The following is a 15,770-nucleotide window of genomic DNA, read 5'->3' on the forward strand; positions in this document are numbered from 1 at the left end:
TTGATATTAAAACCTATCCATGAAACTTTACTTACTGTGCTGCATATCGTTGCTGATGGCTATCCTGTCTGTACAAGCACAGGATACCATTCCCCCTGCTCCTGTAGGCAGCACTATTTACCTGCTCAACGATGTCTGGCTCATGTCTGCTGCTGACAGGTATGGCCCTATGAAATGTGATCATACCTCCATCAGCGCCTCCGAACAATTTATAATTGTCGATGCCGGCGACAGCACCATCGCCCTACAGGGTAGTAACGGTCGTTATGTTACATCTACCAGTCCAATGCGATGTACCAGTACGATGATTGATCACAACTCCCGTTTTAAATGGGTAGGCCTGAGCAACAATACCGTTGCATTGCAAAACTTAAAAGGAGAATTTGTTTTTATGGAGAGCAACCTGCTGAGCCTGAACTGCAATGCGAAAGAGATCAATACCGGTACGACCTTTACATGGAGCGCCGTGTCTGTCTCCTCACAGGAAGAGAAAACAGCCTCCGCCGATCTGAAAGTCTTTCCCAATCCCGCATCCGGCAATGTCAATATTAAGTATGAATTGCAAACCGCTGCTGAAGTATTAATTGAATTTTACAATAGCCGGGGTGCTTTGGTGAAATCTTTCCTGGGTGGATTGCAGGAAGGTACCACCCGCCTGAATGTGGGCATCAGTGACCTGGAGGCTGGCATGTACCTCGTGCGACTGACTTCTAAAGGCATTAAAGAAACGAAGAAACTAATCGTTCAGTGAAGATTCGTACACCACACCTACACGCAATGCCTTGAGACCGCTTAAGCCCTGCAGATCTTCCAGCAACAGGTATTCCAGGTCCCTGCAAAGGGTGTCCTTCTCCTGTAGATATTCGATAAATGGCAGGTAATCATCCACATCCTTATCATCGAAATAGATCAGCACGATCTTATCCGGTTGGGTAAGGCGCTCTTCTGTATCCTTGACGCGCACTTTGTCAATGCGCTTCTTGATCATCTGGTAACGGATGTTGTAAGCGCCTTCCACATCAAAGCGTCTTTCATCTGCCCTGAAACTGATATCGATAGTGTGGTTGTGTACAAAGATGAGTTGGGTAGTGCGTAACACCTTAGGCATGTTCGGTAGTAAAGCACGCGTAATGCGTGCAATCGCTGCCATACTGGATAGTTGCCAGAGGCGTAAATTCTTCAGATGAAAATGATCGAAAGGATGCTGAGGTGCAATGGACTGTCCGATATATGCATCGTACTCTACCCCATCCGTTCTGAACTTTTCAAAGTAACAGGGGTACAGGCTTTGTAACTGGATCTTCTCAATTTCGAAATATTCGTTCACTGCTTCATTGATCTGCTGCATAGATACTTCCAGTGAATATTTCTCACCGGTCGTACTGCTGTTAAAAGCTTCCAGCACTTTCAGGTATTCATCTACCAATGGTTTGCTTTCCGGGTGTCGCACAGCCAGATGCGAGAGGAATGGTGTTGTTTCTTTTCTTAAGAAACCATTCAGCTTATCCTCGTCATTGGCATACAGCTGGTCTGATCCCAGTATTTCCTGCCACTTGCAGCACTTGTAAATCATCTCTTCCAGCAGGGAAGATGGATAGCGTTCCTGTAAGGTATTCAGGATACCACCCAGTAATGACAGGTGAGTATCCAGGTCGGCTACAATGGCTTTGTTCCGTTCTATAGTAGAGTTGCGGATATCTACCGCACCATATAATGGATAAACATTGTCAAAGTGAATATTGAATTCCTTATCAGCTAAATGGCGTTTTTTATCATGCAGGTATTGCCAGGCCACTTCGTTGAACTTCCATTGCACGGCTGGCTGGATGGATGGAGGTAAATTTTTCTTTGATGATGCCTTCTATTTCATAGTTGAACTCATCAATATAGATCTGTAACAAACGGCCGATGGCTGCCATGGCTGGTTGCAGCAATACAATAACCTTCTCATCAAAAGAAGCGTTTTCCCAGGTATGGATTGCCAATACTCCTACCGGTGTAAGATTGTGAAATACCGGCATCAGTGCCAGTGAGCGCACACCCAGTTTGCGGAAGTGATCCAGGTAGTCCTGCTGCTGCTGTTTTTCTGAAAATATATCAGGGGAGAAGAAGAAATTTGGATTGGAGAAATATCCTTTTGCCTGCCGGCGGAACACTTCGGGGGATACACGACCTTCTCCCCATACTTCGGAAAGGATACCGGTACCGCCTTTTACATAGCCGTATACAGGTTCATTGTTCACCCTGACAAACGGGAAGAGATCAAACTCAATCTGGTTATTTTTAACCAGTGTCTTCAGTGATTTGATCACATACCTGTAGTTCTCTTCTTCCTTGTCAGGTGTACGGTTCAGGCGTATCCGCTCTATGTTATCAATGGCTTTTTCAGCGGTGACGTCTGTGAGATTCAGGATACAGACCCCTCTAATTTTGAAGAGAGACAATGGCAGCATTTCAAGCAGGATGTCATACCCCTCGCCTTCACTCATACGCATATAGAGTTCACTGAAATCCAGCTCAGGCAATGGGCCTTTGGCAGTGACTTCAATGTAATCCATATTGATCTGCATGGCATAGTACTGCAACAAACCTGTAGATAAGTTGATACCTGCATGTACATCCGGCAGTTGCGTAGGTGCCTGGAAGTTATACAGCTTCTGCAGTACAAAGGAATATAATGATTTTAGACGATTACGATGATAGTCGTCAGCGTTCTTCGTAGTCACATAAATATCGTGATCATCCCGACGATTGCGCATCAGTTCATAAAACAGGGTGGTACCGTAGAAAATAATTGGCTGAAAAGGCATGTTCATGGCCCATGCCAGCTCCCTTTCGTCCGTCATGGCAGGCGAAAGACAAGCATACATCAGGTCCAGAAGGGCCTCGTATTTGTCGATATCTGTTAATGCAATTTCCTCCTGCGACAGGCTGTAGGCTTCGTAGGTGGCCAGCACCTGCTCATACAAAGCTTTCTTTGCCGTTTGCTCGTTCCTGATCCTGTCACGGAGACGATTGATAAACGGTTGGAATGATATGGTGGCATCCAGATCCATGCTGGATACCTCAATCCCCGATAACTCCTGTATTATTTTTTCCATTGGTAATTGAAGATAGCAAAAACCTGTATACGTATAGCAAATTTAACACCAACCATTCAATTCTTCTTATCTTGCAAGTATGAAATCACCTATCCTTCTTTTCCTGCTCGTTAGCATTTCATGGCACAGCATCGCTCAATCCAAACAGGGGTACTTTCCTCCCAGGGGCGAATGGCAACAAAAGGTGCCTAAAACCATGGGACTTGACCCCGTTAAACTCGATTCAGCTATTGCCTATGCAATACAGAATGAATCCAAAGCACCCAGAGATATGGAACTTGCACAGGCAATTTCCTTTGGCAAAGAACCTTTCAGTGCCGGTATCGGACCTTTTGCTGAAAGAGGTGCACCCACAGGTATCATCGTATACAAAGGATATATCGTAAAGACCTGGGGAGATCCTGACAGGGTGGACATGACACATAGCGTAACCAAGAGTTTTCTGAATGCCGTCATAGGTGTAGCTGTAGATAAAGGGCTCATCCGTAGTGTGAATGATACCGTGGCCAGATACGTACCACCTATCGAAGTATATGGATCAGGGGAATTAATATACCCTTTTGCCACGGAACATAACCGCTCCCTTACCTGGGATGTAATGCTGCGCCAGACGAGTGACTGGGAAGGTACCCTCTGGGGAAAACCAGATTGGGCAGACAGGCCAGAGGGTAACTATACCGAATGGATGAAAAGACCGAGACATACACCCGGTAGTGTATGGAAATACAATGATGTACGGGTGAATGCGCTGGCGCTGGCTACTACCTGTGTATGGCGGCAACCATTGCCACAGGTGTTGAAAGCACAGATCATGGATCCCATTGGTGCTTCGAATACCTGGAGATGGTTTGGCTATCGTAATTCCTGGATCGTGCTGGATGGCGCGCCTGTTCAGTCAGTAAGCGGCGGTGGTCACTGGGGTGGCGGCATGTTTATCAGTGCATATGATATGGCTAGATTTGGATTGCTCACTTTGCATAGGGGTAACTGGAACGGCCAACAGTTATTGTCAGCGCAATGGGTAAAACAGGCATTGACACCGACGACTGCGAATACAGGTTATGGCTATATGAACTGGTTCCTGAATACAGACAAAAAAATGCTGCCCAGTGCACCGGCAAGTGCTTTTGTACATGTAGGGAATGGGAGCAACCTCATTTATGTAGATCCGGAGCATGACTTAGTGGTCGTGACGAGATGGATAGAGTACAAAGCAATGGATGAAGTGATAAAAAGAGTTTTATCTGCCCTTTAATATCGGTTGTAATACTTCGGGCCGGCCATCGACCGGTTCTGTGATTTGCAGACCCAATATTTCAGCTACCAGCGGATACACGTGTATATTGGCAAATGTACCAATCCGCTGGTGCGCTTTAAATGCAGGGCCCCACGCCATGAATACGGCATTCATATCCGTGAGATTATTATCAAATCCATGATGACCGATATGTTGTTCGCCCCGTTTAGGCTGCGCGAAAATATAATACGCATCAGGTACTATTATGATGTCACCGATACGGTTGTATTTATCTTCTGTTCCATAATGCCATCTTGCAGGCATTTCATTTTTCCTATAAGCCCTGAAGTGGTCTTCGTGAGATTTATAATATGCATATGCTTCGTTTACCTTTGCTGTATCATCACTGTAAAACATTGCTTTCTCACCACCCCACGACATTTTTAATCCCATATCTTTCAGTTGTATAAGGTTCATTGTATCTACAGTACTCATGCCATGATCTGATACTATGATGTAGTTCACAGGCAGGTTCAATGCACTCACTGCTTTCACCATTTTACCGATGCTTTCATCGACAAACTGTACCTTTTGTTTTACCTGTTCTGACTCAGGACCATAGCTGTGTCCCGCATGATCTACTTCAGGGAAGTAGAAGGTGATCAGGTGAGGCCGTTGAGCTGCCGGCAATTTCAGCCAGTTTACGACAGACTGAATACGGTTGTCGATACCTGTCTTTTCCTGGTAACGGTATGAGTAGGTAGGGCGTGTATTTTGAATAGGACTTTCCGAACCTACCCAGAAATAACTGGCGCTTACCATATGTTGCTTTTCAGCCAGTACCCAGAGCGGAGTTCCGCCGTACCAGGTACCATCTTCCACGGCGTCGCGGTTCTTCATTTCATAGGACTGTTTGCGATTCCTGTCATAGAAGGAATTGTCTACCAGTCCATGATGGGCGGGATACAAACCTGTGATCAGTGTATAGTGGTTAGGAAAGGTCAAACTTGGATAAGAAGGCTGCATGGCAGTGGCTTTCACGCCTTCGCCGGACAACTCCAGTAAATTCTTTGCCTGGTATTTTTCTGCATAATCATACCTGAAGCCATCGATAGAGATCATGATGACATAAGGTTTGGCTTCCTGCTCTTTGCTGTTGGTGCGTCCTTGAACAATATGCTGGGTAGTGTCCTGTGCAAAAGCGAAATTCGTTGATAGCGTGATCAGCATCGCCAGGGAAATGTGTTTCATGTTGGTTTAGATTTCCTGAGAGGCAAAGGTCGGGAGGATTTTTTAACAATTGGGTTAAATAAGTGTTGTTTCTTTTATTTTGCAATCGTTTGCAAATTCCCTATTTTTAAGTTGACTATACTGACTGAAAAACTGCCATCTTTTACGAAAACCTTAAAAATCCACATTTGAAACCCTTAAAATTCCGGTAAAACCTATATCAGTCACCCTTAAAATTAACCACATGATCCTACGATCTGCTATATTGGCGATCAGCGTATGCTGTATTGTCAATAGTTCTGTACAAGCGCAAAACAAACCTTTTCCACAGGCAGTCACTTATGCCAATTGTATCAAACCCAGTAATGTAACACAGGCTTCTATGAATACCAGTGTTGCCAGTTATTATGATTACTGGAAATCAAAGTATGTAAAAACGTTATCTACCCTCTCCGGTGGTTATTATATCAAGGGAGAAATCAGCGGAGATGCAGAGGGTTATACCCCTTTGGGTTCTTCTGAGGGGCAGGGTTATGGCATGGTAATTACCGTGCTGATGGCGGGTTATGACCCAAATGCAAAAACTATCTATGATGGGTTGTTTAAGACGGCGAGAGCATTCCACAGCTCCATCAATACGAATCTCATGGGTTGGGTAGTGGCGGATGCCACCGGTGCGCAGGGGCATTTTGACTCTGCTACAGATGGAGATGTGGATATTGCGTATTCATTGATTTTAGCCCATTATCAGTGGGGTTCCAATGGAACTATCAATTATCTCAATGAGGCAAAGAAAATGATCACTAACGGGCTAAAAGTAGCCAATGTGACCAGTAACAATCGTTTGAACCTGGGTGACTGGGATAGTAAGAGTGCACTCAATACCAGACCGTCTGACTGGATGTTGAGTCACTTACGTGCATTCTACCAGGAAACAGGAGACGCTACGTGGCTGACACTGATCAATAACCTGTATAGTGTGTACAATTCATTTACGGCCACCTATTCGCCTAATACAGGACTGATCTCTGACTTTGTGGTAAAGAATCCACCTGAGCCAGCGCCACAGAATTATATTGATGAAGGACCGCAAACAAACGAGTATAATTACAATGCCTGCCGTGTGCCATTGCGGGTAGTGATGGATTATGCATTGTATGGTTCTTCCAGTGCGTATACACTGGCGAATAAAATGGCGTCATGGATTATTACTAAAAGTGGAGGCAACCCTTCCAGTATCAAAGATGGGTATAAATTGAATGGTACCACAACCGGTTCTGATCCTGAGGCCGTATTTGTAGCGCCCTTTGTAGCGGCGTCTGTGGTAAACAGCAGTAATCAGTCATTTTTGAATAGTGGCTGGACTTTTCTGACTACTAAGAAATCCGGGTATTATAGTGATTCTTATAACTTGCTATGTCAATTGTTTATTTCCGGTAACTGGTGGAAGCCAGAGGCGACTGCGAGTACCTGTGTACCGGTGAGTGCCAGTGGGGATGATGGCAATGTAGCGGCGAATGTACTGGATGGTAGTTTAGATACGAGATGGTCTTCATCCGGCGACGGGCAGTACCTGCAGTTTTGTCTGGATGCGACAACGACGGTGACAGGTGTGGATATTGCATTTTACCAGGGGAATACGAGAGTGGCTACTTTTGATATCCGGACAAGTACGGATGGGAGTACATGGACGAATGCTGCGACTGGTTTAAAAAGTAGTGGTACTTCAACTGCATTGGAGAGCTTTCCTATTACACCTGTAAGTGCGAAGTATGTGAGGATCGTTGGGCATGGGAATAGTGTGAATGCATGGAATAGCATTACGGAAGTGCAGATTAAGAAAGGTGGTAGTAGTGTGACACAGCTGGTAATTAATACTTCGCCGGTTAAAAAAGCAGCAACAGGAAAAGTTTCACTTTTAAACACAGAAGATGTTTCACTTTTAAAAACTGCTACTGAAAAGTTATCTGTTGTCAATGTTTATCCAAATCCATTTTCTCAGCGTATGACCATTCAATTCACATTGCAGGATGCAGGGCATACTTCATTGATCGTATATGCAATAGATGGACATCCGGTACGGGTATTGGCCAATGAGATGCTGAGTACGGGACAATATACACGGACCTTTAATAGTGAGGGTGTTCCGGCAGGCATTTATTTATTAAAGCTGGTGCATAATGGAAAGATGATCAATAAAAAGATCGTTAAAAACTAAATATAAACAAGGCTGCTGACCGGACAGCAGCCTTGTTTTACTTCATTAACTATATAAGAAAGGAAATTTATACAACCCAGAGTAAGGGGCACTTTCTCCTAATAAACGGTTCGTACCACCCGCCACAGCATCAGTAAATGGCGTGAACGCCACTCTTCTCACCGTCATAGCCTGGTGATGCCATGCAGCTACACCTGCGGAGAGTTGTTCCGGATCAGGTAACCATGGACTGAGGCTGGAAGGTTTGGAAGGGAAGGACAAACCAAATGAAAAACGGCCTGCAATGTCAGGTACATAGAAAGGATTGTTCTGAATCAGCACACCATCGATGTAGTATTCCACCCTGTTCGCATACCAGTCAATTCTAAATTCATGGAATGCATCGTCCCAGATATCTTTTCCTGCTGAAGCGCGCATTTCAAGGAACTCCTCCTGCTGGTTATCCGTTGTCTGTGTAAAACCGACACCTTCACCCAGTTCACCTCGTGCATTTGTTATTTTCAACTGATCCCTTCGGGGTTGTTTTAAAAATTGCATTTCATCGCTGAACTTTGTCCAGCTGGAAAGCTGGTTTGGAGCGGCAGGTGTGTTTAGCTGGTAAGTACCATTGTTTTCATCGGTATCGTATTGTACGATCACCTTCATACCTGCATAGGGAGTGATATAACTGGCCGTCAGCATGGCGTTAACTGTGTAAAAGGACCAGACTGCATTGTTGGAAGGTAGTTCAAGAGACCACTCGTTCTTCACTTTTACAAAGTAGCCGTCACCCTCGAAGTAATTACCCTGCTGATGCAGACCGCTGGCAATGCATTGGTCGTAAAACGGGTCCTGGAATTTAGCGCTTGCATGATGGTATAGGCGGAAGAACGGAGATACGCCAAATTGTTTGGGTAGTTTTGCTTCTACTATATAGCGGCCGTATCCACAGTATCTCTGGGTAGTGACAGCTGCCCCTACACGGGTGTTCCAGTACTCTCCTACTAACGGGTCGCCTGATTCTGTATGTTTTTTGACAGCGCCATCGGTATCTACGCCATGTAAGAGGCCGTCATACCAGTCGCCATGTGCTTCGAGTACGAGCAGACCCTCTTTGAAGTAGATGTTTTTGGGAACGACGCCACCATCTGCACCGCCATCGGGGTTTTTCGACAAGGCATAGTGATTGACCTGGAACATATCGATGGTATAACCATTGTCATCAGCGAGTGCAAAGTTGAAATCATATGCACTGGTTTGCTTTGAGATGTCGTTCACGTAAATGCGAACAGGGGTAGTTGTACTGGTGTTATTGTTATACTTTACATAGAAATCATAACTACCATTTGCCAGGTTCTGTGGCAGTGTAAAACTGACACTGGTGCTGGTAACTTCAATCATGTTCTCGTGAGGGATAGTGATTAAATTACCCGTATTATAGGGATCCTGTAAATAACCTACAGGCGGAGCCAGAACGGAGAAGCCGGAACTGTCACCAAACTGGGATAAACCTGAGTCAACAAATATATTCCTGAAAGTTCCTTTGCCAATATTTCCCGTTCCCCAGGTACTGGCGCCTATAGTCAGTTTCGTAGTAGAGCTGATCGTAGTAGGGGTTGAATTTTCAGTGATATTACCGGTACCTACAGACGCACCATTCAGGTACATGAAGTTAAGCTGATTTGCGAGTACGTTGCCAGCACTTCTTCCTATCAAAAGGCTGTTCCAGCTGTCAGGAATGATGTGAGTAGAAGAGGAGATACTTTCGCTTTCACCTACATTTTTCTGCTGCCAGATGATCCTCCTGCTTACATTATTTACATATACCCAAATGCCATTTCCATTATTGTCCAGGCAGGTCATGAGCGGCCATGAACCAGTTGCAGCCAGGTCTGCACTGCTGACATAAAAGTAGATACCCAGACCATACCCGCTCTTTCCATCGCTACCTAAAATATCTAACATGGAGATATCATTCAATGTAATTTTGCTTGTCTGTGAGTCAAGATGCACGCCAGTATACCCGGATATTCTTTTCAGTACAGGGTTCTCGGGCAACTGGACATTCCCATAGTTACCAAAATAGTCTTTGAAATCATTTTCCAGTGTGTAAAACACCTTGCCACCGGAAGGGATCATGCCGGTTAGAAAGTTACCATCTTCTTTCACACAATCTATCCTTGCATTAGGTGCATATTGTCCGCTGAGTGCATCATATACCAGTTCATTCGGTGTAGTATACATTACATCCAGACTTCCTCCAGCTACATCACTATTCGCAAGCCGGAATACATAAGGCGTTTCATTTTCCAGCCCTTTGATGAGCGGAGGATTCACTATTGTACCATTCGTGAGTACAAACAGGCTGTCGGTAACCAGTGTATAGCTATCTGCTACATCCGGAGCATCCTGCTTACGAAAGCTCAGGCTCATTGTTTGCGGGGAACCTGGCGCCTTACCATCCGACCACTTCACTTTTGTTAGCTCTATATTCATTTACCAATTTTTAAATTTATACATAGTTATCTACTTCTATTCCCGCCATTAAGCCAGGGCTGCCAGTCAGAGAAGGTCTGATCATATACAACCGGAACCATGCATTGGTCGTATCGTCATACTTCTCATACACTTCGCCGCCCTGCGAAATGGAAGGGCATATTACCTGTGTACCTTTGGTCGCTGAAGGGTACTCAGTATTCAGGTAGTCGTCAGAAAGGGAGATGGTTACATCTGTTCTCCATATTTTTTTCATGGAACCGGCCACTTCCTGGAACTGCAGGTAGAGTGTATTGAAGGCTTCAAAGTCTGCTTTGTTGTCCAGCAGGATGCGTAATCCCTCGATATTATCGACGCCGATAGTATCTTCCGATTTATGCAGAAAGCTGTCCAGCCAGTCCCATAACTGATCCTGTGTGGGATAGGCGCCAGTCTGCACCCATCCCTTTAGTTTATTACGTTCGCGTATTGGCATGTTATTTTATTTTCTGGATGAATAGGGTAACAATGAATGGAGGTCGATTTTCATGTGGCTGGTCTCCACCTGTGGTAGACATTCCCGGATCATAAGTGCCAGCCAGTGGTGCATAACCATCTGTGATACCATATATCTTTGGACTCGGGATAGAAGTTTGCTGACCGGTGACTCCAAAATTGTGTTTGTGCTTCGGCATCTGCGATTCTATCAGTGTTACGGATTCAAGACCGCCGGTTTTACCGGGTTGGTTGTAATCTGCTCTGCTGGCATCATAACCCACAGGGAATCTACCCATCCTGTTTCTCGTACCATTATTACCATTACAGATGGCCCAGCCGTCTCTTTCATTGATACCTAAACCAGTGCTGGTAAAATTGCCTGCAATGTACTGGGCATCACAATCCACTTCCAACACATCTCCTTTCTTAAACAGACCATTCAACTGTTGTGTAAATGAAGCCTGTATATTGGCCACCGTATTACGCAGGCTCAGCAATGTTTCTATCCGCTGCAGGTTACCATAGGCTATACCACCAGCCGCAAATCGCGCTCTTCTTGTGAAGTATACATTGCGTGTGATCTGGTCTGCAAAGAGCCTGCTTTCGGGCAACTCTTCCACAATCCATGTGGCCTGCTTCGGCCCTCCGACAAATGGCAATAATTCCCCGTTATAACTGATCCATCCATCTGCTACATTATTGCCCACTTCTTCCATCCCTGATACGATCACTGCATTACCGATCATCTTAGATAACCCAGCCAGCGCATCGTGGTAGGATGACTGCATAAAGTCAAGCGTATACTGGGTCATGGGGAAACCACCCAGGTTTGTTAATTGTGCTATTTTGTTCATACATTTTGAATTTTTCTAGCTATCCCAGCCAGCTTATAGGTATCAATCAGCGCGTACATTTCATCTGCATTGTAGCTGACTCCTGAGGGTACCAGTATATAAAAATCTACAGGTTCATTGCCGATCTCCGATTCAGTAAAGAGATAGATAGGTTGTGATTCAGCTTCGGTATACAGGAACTTTGGTTTGGATTCTTCTTCCTGGTAGATCAGTGTGACTTCGTTACTCACCGCATCCACAATACGGATGCCCCTATTGACAAGGTCATAGCGATCATTGAGCAATTTCTCAAGGTACACTACCTGTGGTGTGATGCTTAGTCTGTACAGGTTCGCATCGCGATTGCGCCGGAACTGCTGATACAGTAAATTGACCGGGTAAGTAATCGCCTGTAACCACGAAATGTGTATGACCTTTCTAAGTCGTGGCGGCATCAGTAGCCTGATCAGCTTCTGGTAATCAATATCGAAAATGGTTCTCATCTGATCGTGCTTTGAGGTTCGTACCTGATTGTCAGCCCATCTTCATCTACGATACGCAGATAACCGGCATCAGGACTGTATTTTACATCTACAGCAGAATAGGGCAATGTGCCATATTTCGTTTCTGCCTGTACGATATGCGGGATCACCACACCATCTACCTGTTGCAATGCATCTACGAGATAAGCTAATACCAGCGTACCATTGAATGGTAAATTCAGCAGGTAATCCTTGATACCTTTTCCCACAGGATCAGCATTCGTTCCATCCAGGCGGGAACCGTCACTACCCAATACCAGTGGGTTATAATATATCACCAGGTCCAGCTTCAGGCTGTCTGGCGGCAGACTTTCCACGACGAGTGGCGTCACACCTGCATCCTTGATCTTATTCATATAGGTCTCGAATGATTCCAGCTGTTGTGCGGTGATGGCGTTCAGGTCTCCATCTACGATGCGTGCGACCTTCAGGCGCAGACCTTTGGATTGCTCTGTCACCGCACTGAATGCGATGATCTTTTGTTCGGCTACCTGGTCGTCTGTGAGGGCGGAGTTATCGTAGTAATCAGCTTCGTATGCCAGCTCAGATCCATACTGAAAGTCTCTTGCCTTGTTCGCATACCAGCGTAGACTGTGAGGCGCTTTCTCATTGATCAGTGTCGTTACTTCTGACTTGTGCAGATCAAAAAGATTTTCAAGCGCCCAGATGCTCACGGCTACAATGTAGGTCCATAGCCGCCATACGGCTACCTTGCTGGTACTGTTAAGTACAGAAAGCTCTGTTGTACCTGTGATACGGCTGATGATATCATCCTGTATTTCGGTGATTGTTCTTGCCATAATTGTTTTAATTTTTTAACTGATGCGGAAGTTCAGCTGAATACCCATGTAACCAATACCACCCATTACGATGGCAGCATCTTCGGTGGTGTAACCATTGGAAGGCACGATGGCTTCGTCCTGCAACTCCTGCCAAATCCGGGTATCGATGATGTCCGTATCAGGAATGAACAGGGTTTCACCGGCTAGGTAGTCATCTGTGATGCTGCGGGCATTTGCAATAGCGAAGTCAAAGAGGGCCGCAATGCTTCCTTTTTCCTGCATGGAAATATCCAGCAGGCATTGATGGGGTTTTACATTAACTGTCTTCATAGGTAGCATCGATGTTTAACTGACCGGAGTCAGAAAGGGTGATCTTATTAACCGTCATACCATCGGCGATGAACTGGTTGCGGATTTCGGCGAGCAGGGAATGGTAATCATTGTCCTGCAGGAAACCGAATGCATCTATACCGGTATCGGGCGATTCCTTGAAGTTGGCCCGGTTATTCATGAGCAGCATCTCCTGGTGTTGCAGATCGCTGAAACCGGTAACGAAATCACCGTTGCGGATGTCGAGGTCAAGTTCGGTGTTGTATAGAATATCTTTCATGATAAAAATCCATTAAATACGCCGGCAACAGGTCCATTTACTGAATCGGTCAAGCCGGGCGGAACATAAGTGATCTGGGCCGTTTTGATATAGGTATCTATCGCTTCTGCCAGTTTGCCTGATAAAATATCCAGGGTTTGTTCCTCATCGCCATCTGTATCTTTCATATTTTTAAAAGCGCTTTTGATCGCTGCTTTCAGCGTACCTTTATTAAGTGACATAGGTTTATTTTAAAAGGGTTGCCAATCGTTGTTTTATATCCATGAAAGCAGATTTATTCATCGGCGCATAGATCGTTACAATTTCATCGAGCAGATCGTCGAGGCATTTCTTCAGACTTTCATCACCGGCACTTACCTGCAGCCCATCCTTATCCATCTCAAAGAATTTATCTTCCACGAAATACTGGATCTTCTCCACCTTTTCCACGCTGATGACCACGAAGTTGTTACTCTGCTGTATCCTTGCCATGAGTACGCTGCTACCTGCCTTTGGAAATACCAGTACGCCGTCATTATCGCCTATTACAGACCGTAGTCTTACATCGGCTATTTCCAGCCCCGTAGCAGTGGTGACGACGATGGTGCCTTCTTCTTCATCTACATCTTTTACGATTGCGGGGATGATAATGGCATCGGTATGCGACAACTTCTTCAGGGCATCTATCAGTTCACGTTGTTTCTTCGTCATGTGGTTTACATTTTAAGACCTATTTCTGCCAGCCGCCGTCCACCCGACGGACCGAAAGTGACTTCTGTACTTTCGATGCGGTAGGTGCCATTACGGGCGGGGAACTTTGTATCTGATATCGCAGCTTTACAACCGGGAAAAGTATAGGGTTGCAGAAAAGCCACCAGCTTACCTTCATAGCCATCATACTTCAGGGTTCTCAACTTATTCTCCGCTGCTTTTTTCAGTGCATCCTGATCTTCGAAATGAGAGACGTGAATGGTAGTTTCTGCTCCGTTCTTATCTCCGGCTTCAGCGGTAATAGGTTTATTCTTCTTATCCATGTAGATAGCTTTTACCAATACATGTGCATCACTGGCCTTTCTGAATTTGAGTTCATCATCTTTGATCACGGTATAACCGATCTGGTAGTCTGCAATATCATTCATCACTTCATATGTGAGCGCATCGCCGGCTTTGCGGCCACGGACATATTTACCTGTTTTTGGTGTTTTGATAAAATCAAACCCGGCATATAATAGTTTGCCTTCGAAATACACATTCAGGTATAGGTTCTTTTTTAACCAGTCGAGAATATCGGTACCTGTCATCCCGGAAAAGTAAGCCTGGTTCAGGTTGAGCTCCGGTATTTCGGTACTCAGAACGATGTCGGTACCGCTGGTGATCCTGGTGAGCAGCTTTTTCAGCGCGATATTTTTATTACTATCCAGTACGCCTTTCTGTTGCAACTGCCAGCTATAGCCTTCGCACTCTATCACACAGGGAGTGGCGGCATTGATCCTCTTTACGAATCCTTCAAATTCCAGTTTATTGGCATCGTCATAACCCAGCCAGATCTCTACCTTGTCGCCTTCTGCAAACTGGTCTGCCGAATTAACGACGGACTTTGTTGGCAGCTTACCGGTATATCGCAACACAGCAGAAGCAGGGATGGTAATAGTGGCAGTATCAACGTAGGAATGCAGGCTGCGTTTTACTTTGACTTCCTTCACGGAATAGAAGGTATAGCTGCCGATCTTGATTTCACATTTCAGAATAAACATCTATGCTTTGTTTAAGATGAATTTCAAGTCGCTGATGAGGTTCATTTCATAAGCTTGTATATTTTTTGTACCTGGTGATGGAGGAAAAGAAAGATCGGTGATCACTACTTTTTCACCTTCGCCAAAGATGAGCGAGGTCAGGGCACATTCGATGGACAGTGCTTCATTCCTGTTATACAGGTCCATCAGGTCACTGATCTCCCCGTCTGGGAAGGTATTGTCATCGCGTAGAATAATGCCTTTGATGTTTATTTTATAATCCTCTTTGCTGATCATTTCCTTCACCGTACCGGACCGGTTTACCAGTGCTGTTTGTACAATTGTCTTTTGATTGCTGATACTGATAACGGGATTATACAGTTCAAGTGGCCCGATCTTTACCGCCATGAAATAGGCTTTGTTCCAGGTTTCTTTGCCAAAGTAACTGGTGCCCCGTTTGTTCGTATCAGGCTGTGTGAGCACATTAAGGGTTTCGGGGGTATAGCCAAAGGTGCTGGTGAAGGTGCTGCTGATATCGATATTTAGTGCCATA

Annotated in this window: 17 protein-coding genes; 3 read left to right on the plus strand and 14 right to left on the minus strand. The window is 45.2% G+C overall.

Translation table 11 applies throughout. From position 1 onward, the window contains the following. Positions 1 to 19: 19 nt before the first annotated feature. Positions 20 to 751, plus strand: a complete 732-nt coding sequence (locus tag SIO70_RS27975; RefSeq protein WP_320576428.1) for a T9SS type A sorting domain-containing protein — start codon at positions 20 to 22, stop codon at positions 749 to 751. On the opposite strand, the gene SIO70_RS27980 is transcribed toward SIO70_RS27975, so the two are convergent. Together SIO70_RS27980 and SIO70_RS27985 are read right to left on the minus strand one after the other, a co-directional pair. Next, positions 737 to 1,816, minus strand: a complete 1,080-nt coding sequence (locus SIO70_RS27980) for a hypothetical protein (protein WP_320576430.1) — start codon at positions 1,814 to 1,816, stop codon at positions 737 to 739. The genes SIO70_RS27975 and SIO70_RS27980 overlap by 15 nt on opposite strands. Further along, positions 1,773 to 3,101: a GAF domain-containing protein gene (locus SIO70_RS27985; RefSeq protein WP_320576432.1), complete on the minus strand. Its 1,329-nt coding sequence runs from the start codon at positions 3,099 to 3,101 to the stop codon at positions 1,773 to 1,775. Before SIO70_RS27985 ends, SIO70_RS27980 begins: the two co-directional genes overlap by 44 nt. Positions 3,102 to 3,180: 79 nt before the next feature. On the opposite strand from SIO70_RS27985, the gene SIO70_RS27990 reads away from it, so the two are divergent. Further along, entirely contained in the window at positions 3,181 to 4,356 is a 1,176-nt protein-coding gene (locus SIO70_RS27990; RefSeq protein ID WP_320576434.1) for a serine hydrolase, read from the plus strand. Here the strand turns inward: SIO70_RS27990 and SIO70_RS27995 are convergent. Further along, on the minus strand, positions 4,342 to 5,589 hold the full coding sequence (locus tag SIO70_RS27995; protein ID WP_320576436.1) for an ectonucleotide pyrophosphatase/phosphodiesterase: 1,248 nt from the start codon (positions 5,587 to 5,589) through the stop codon (positions 4,342 to 4,344). The genes SIO70_RS27990 and SIO70_RS27995 overlap by 15 nt on opposite strands. Positions 5,590 to 5,812: 223 nt before the next feature. On the opposite strand from SIO70_RS27995, the gene SIO70_RS28000 reads away from it, so the two are divergent. Next, positions 5,813 to 7,786: a glycosyl hydrolase family 8 gene (locus tag SIO70_RS28000; RefSeq protein WP_320576437.1), complete on the plus strand. Its 1,974-nt coding sequence runs from the start codon at positions 5,813 to 5,815 to the stop codon at positions 7,784 to 7,786. A gap of 45 nt (positions 7,787 to 7,831) precedes the next feature. Here SIO70_RS28000 and SIO70_RS28005 read toward each other — a convergent pair whose 3' ends face one another. Genes SIO70_RS28005 through SIO70_RS28055 form a run of 11 tightly spaced genes read right to left on the minus strand, consistent with a single transcriptional unit; the run spans position 7,832 to position 15,769 of the window. After that, on the minus strand, positions 7,832 to 10,261 hold the full coding sequence (locus SIO70_RS28005; RefSeq protein WP_320576440.1) for a family 16 glycosylhydrolase: 2,430 nt from the start codon (positions 10,259 to 10,261) through the stop codon (positions 7,832 to 7,834). A gap of 16 nt (positions 10,262 to 10,277) precedes the next feature. Then, entirely contained in the window at positions 10,278 to 10,736 is a 459-nt protein-coding gene (locus SIO70_RS28010; protein WP_320576442.1) for a hypothetical protein, read from the minus strand. 1 nt (position 10,737) lies between these two features. Beyond that, complete coding sequence (locus SIO70_RS28015; protein ID WP_320576444.1) at positions 10,738 to 11,592, minus strand: hypothetical protein; 855 nt, start codon at positions 11,590 to 11,592, stop codon at positions 10,738 to 10,740. Continuing rightward, positions 11,589 to 12,074 (minus strand): hypothetical protein, encoded by a 486-nt coding sequence (locus SIO70_RS28020; RefSeq protein ID WP_320576446.1) that lies wholly within the window; start codon positions 12,072 to 12,074, stop codon positions 11,589 to 11,591. Before SIO70_RS28020 ends, SIO70_RS28015 begins: the two co-directional genes overlap by 4 nt. Beyond that, positions 12,071 to 12,913, minus strand: coding sequence for a hypothetical protein (locus SIO70_RS28025; RefSeq protein ID WP_320576448.1), 843 nt, complete (start codon positions 12,911 to 12,913; stop codon positions 12,071 to 12,073). Before SIO70_RS28025 ends, SIO70_RS28020 begins: the two co-directional genes overlap by 4 nt. 15 nt (positions 12,914 to 12,928) lie before the next feature. Continuing rightward, positions 12,929 to 13,225 (minus strand): hypothetical protein, encoded by a 297-nt coding sequence (locus tag SIO70_RS28030; RefSeq protein WP_320576449.1) that lies wholly within the window; start codon positions 13,223 to 13,225, stop codon positions 12,929 to 12,931. Next, the gene (locus SIO70_RS28035) at positions 13,212 to 13,505 is read right to left on the minus strand and encodes a hypothetical protein (protein WP_320576451.1); all 294 of its coding nucleotides are present in this window, start codon (positions 13,503 to 13,505) and stop codon (positions 13,212 to 13,214) included. Before SIO70_RS28035 ends, SIO70_RS28030 begins: the two co-directional genes overlap by 14 nt. Continuing rightward, complete coding sequence (locus SIO70_RS28040; RefSeq protein ID WP_320576453.1) at positions 13,502 to 13,726, minus strand: hypothetical protein; 225 nt, start codon at positions 13,724 to 13,726, stop codon at positions 13,502 to 13,504. Before SIO70_RS28040 ends, SIO70_RS28035 begins: the two co-directional genes overlap by 4 nt. Positions 13,727 to 13,730: 4 nt before the next feature. After that, entirely contained in the window at positions 13,731 to 14,195 is a 465-nt protein-coding gene (locus SIO70_RS28045) for a hypothetical protein (RefSeq protein WP_320576456.1), read from the minus strand. Positions 14,196 to 14,200: 5 nt separating this feature from the next. Then, a complete protein-coding gene (locus tag SIO70_RS28050; RefSeq protein ID WP_320576457.1) occupies positions 14,201 to 15,238 on the minus strand; it encodes a hypothetical protein in 1,038 nt (345 codons plus the stop codon). Beyond that, entirely contained in the window at positions 15,239 to 15,769 is a 531-nt protein-coding gene (locus SIO70_RS28055) for a DUF6046 domain-containing protein (protein ID WP_320576458.1), read from the minus strand. Position 15,770 lies beyond the last annotated feature (1 nt).

The organism is Chitinophaga sancti, assembly GCF_034087045.1.
Classification (GTDB): Bacteria; Bacteroidota; Bacteroidia; order Chitinophagales; family Chitinophagaceae; genus Chitinophaga; species Chitinophaga sancti_B.

What these genes read in the sequence shown, in the direction of transcription:
- SIO70_RS27985 (WP_320576432.1), bottom strand. Translation starts at nt 3,101, where the DNA reads ATGGAAAAAATAATACAGGAGTTATCGGGGATTGAGGTATCCAGCATG.
- SIO70_RS28030 (WP_320576449.1), bottom strand. Translation starts at nt 13,225, where the DNA reads ATGAAGACAGTTAATGTAAAACCCCATCAATGCCTGCTGGATATTTCC.
- SIO70_RS28055 (WP_320576458.1), bottom strand. Translation starts at nt 15,769, where the DNA reads ATGGCACTAAATATCGATATCAGCAGCACCTTCACCAGCACCTTTGGC.
- SIO70_RS28010 (WP_320576442.1), bottom strand. Translation starts at nt 10,736, where the DNA reads ATGCCAATACGCGAACGTAATAAACTAAAGGGATGGGTGCAGACTGGC.
- SIO70_RS28035 (WP_320576451.1), bottom strand. Translation starts at nt 13,505, where the DNA reads ATGAAAGATATTCTATACAACACCGAACTTGACCTCGACATCCGCAAC.
- SIO70_RS28045 (WP_320576456.1), bottom strand. Translation starts at nt 14,195, where the DNA reads ATGACGAAGAAACAACGTGAACTGATAGATGCCCTGAAGAAGTTGTCG.
- SIO70_RS28020 (WP_320576446.1), bottom strand. Translation starts at nt 12,074, where the DNA reads ATGAGAACCATTTTCGATATTGATTACCAGAAGCTGATCAGGCTACTG.
- SIO70_RS28005 (WP_320576440.1), bottom strand. Translation starts at nt 10,261, where the DNA reads ATGAATATAGAGCTAACAAAAGTGAAGTGGTCGGATGGTAAGGCGCCA.
- SIO70_RS28050 (WP_320576457.1), bottom strand. Translation starts at nt 15,238, where the DNA reads ATGTTTATTCTGAAATGTGAAATCAAGATCGGCAGCTATACCTTCTAT.
- SIO70_RS28000 (WP_320576437.1), top strand. Translation starts at nt 5,813, where the DNA reads ATGATCCTACGATCTGCTATATTGGCGATCAGCGTATGCTGTATTGTC.
- SIO70_RS28040 (WP_320576453.1), bottom strand. Translation starts at nt 13,726, where the DNA reads ATGTCACTTAATAAAGGTACGCTGAAAGCAGCGATCAAAAGCGCTTTT.
- SIO70_RS28015 (WP_320576444.1), bottom strand. Translation starts at nt 11,592, where the DNA reads ATGAACAAAATAGCACAATTAACAAACCTGGGTGGTTTCCCCATGACC.
- SIO70_RS27995 (WP_320576436.1), bottom strand. Translation starts at nt 5,589, where the DNA reads ATGAAACACATTTCCCTGGCGATGCTGATCACGCTATCAACGAATTTC.
- SIO70_RS27990 (WP_320576434.1), top strand. Translation starts at nt 3,181, where the DNA reads ATGAAATCACCTATCCTTCTTTTCCTGCTCGTTAGCATTTCATGGCAC.
- SIO70_RS27975 (WP_320576428.1), top strand. Translation starts at nt 20, where the DNA reads ATGAAACTTTACTTACTGTGCTGCATATCGTTGCTGATGGCTATCCTG.
- SIO70_RS28025 (WP_320576448.1), bottom strand. Translation starts at nt 12,913, where the DNA reads ATGGCAAGAACAATCACCGAAATACAGGATGATATCATCAGCCGTATC.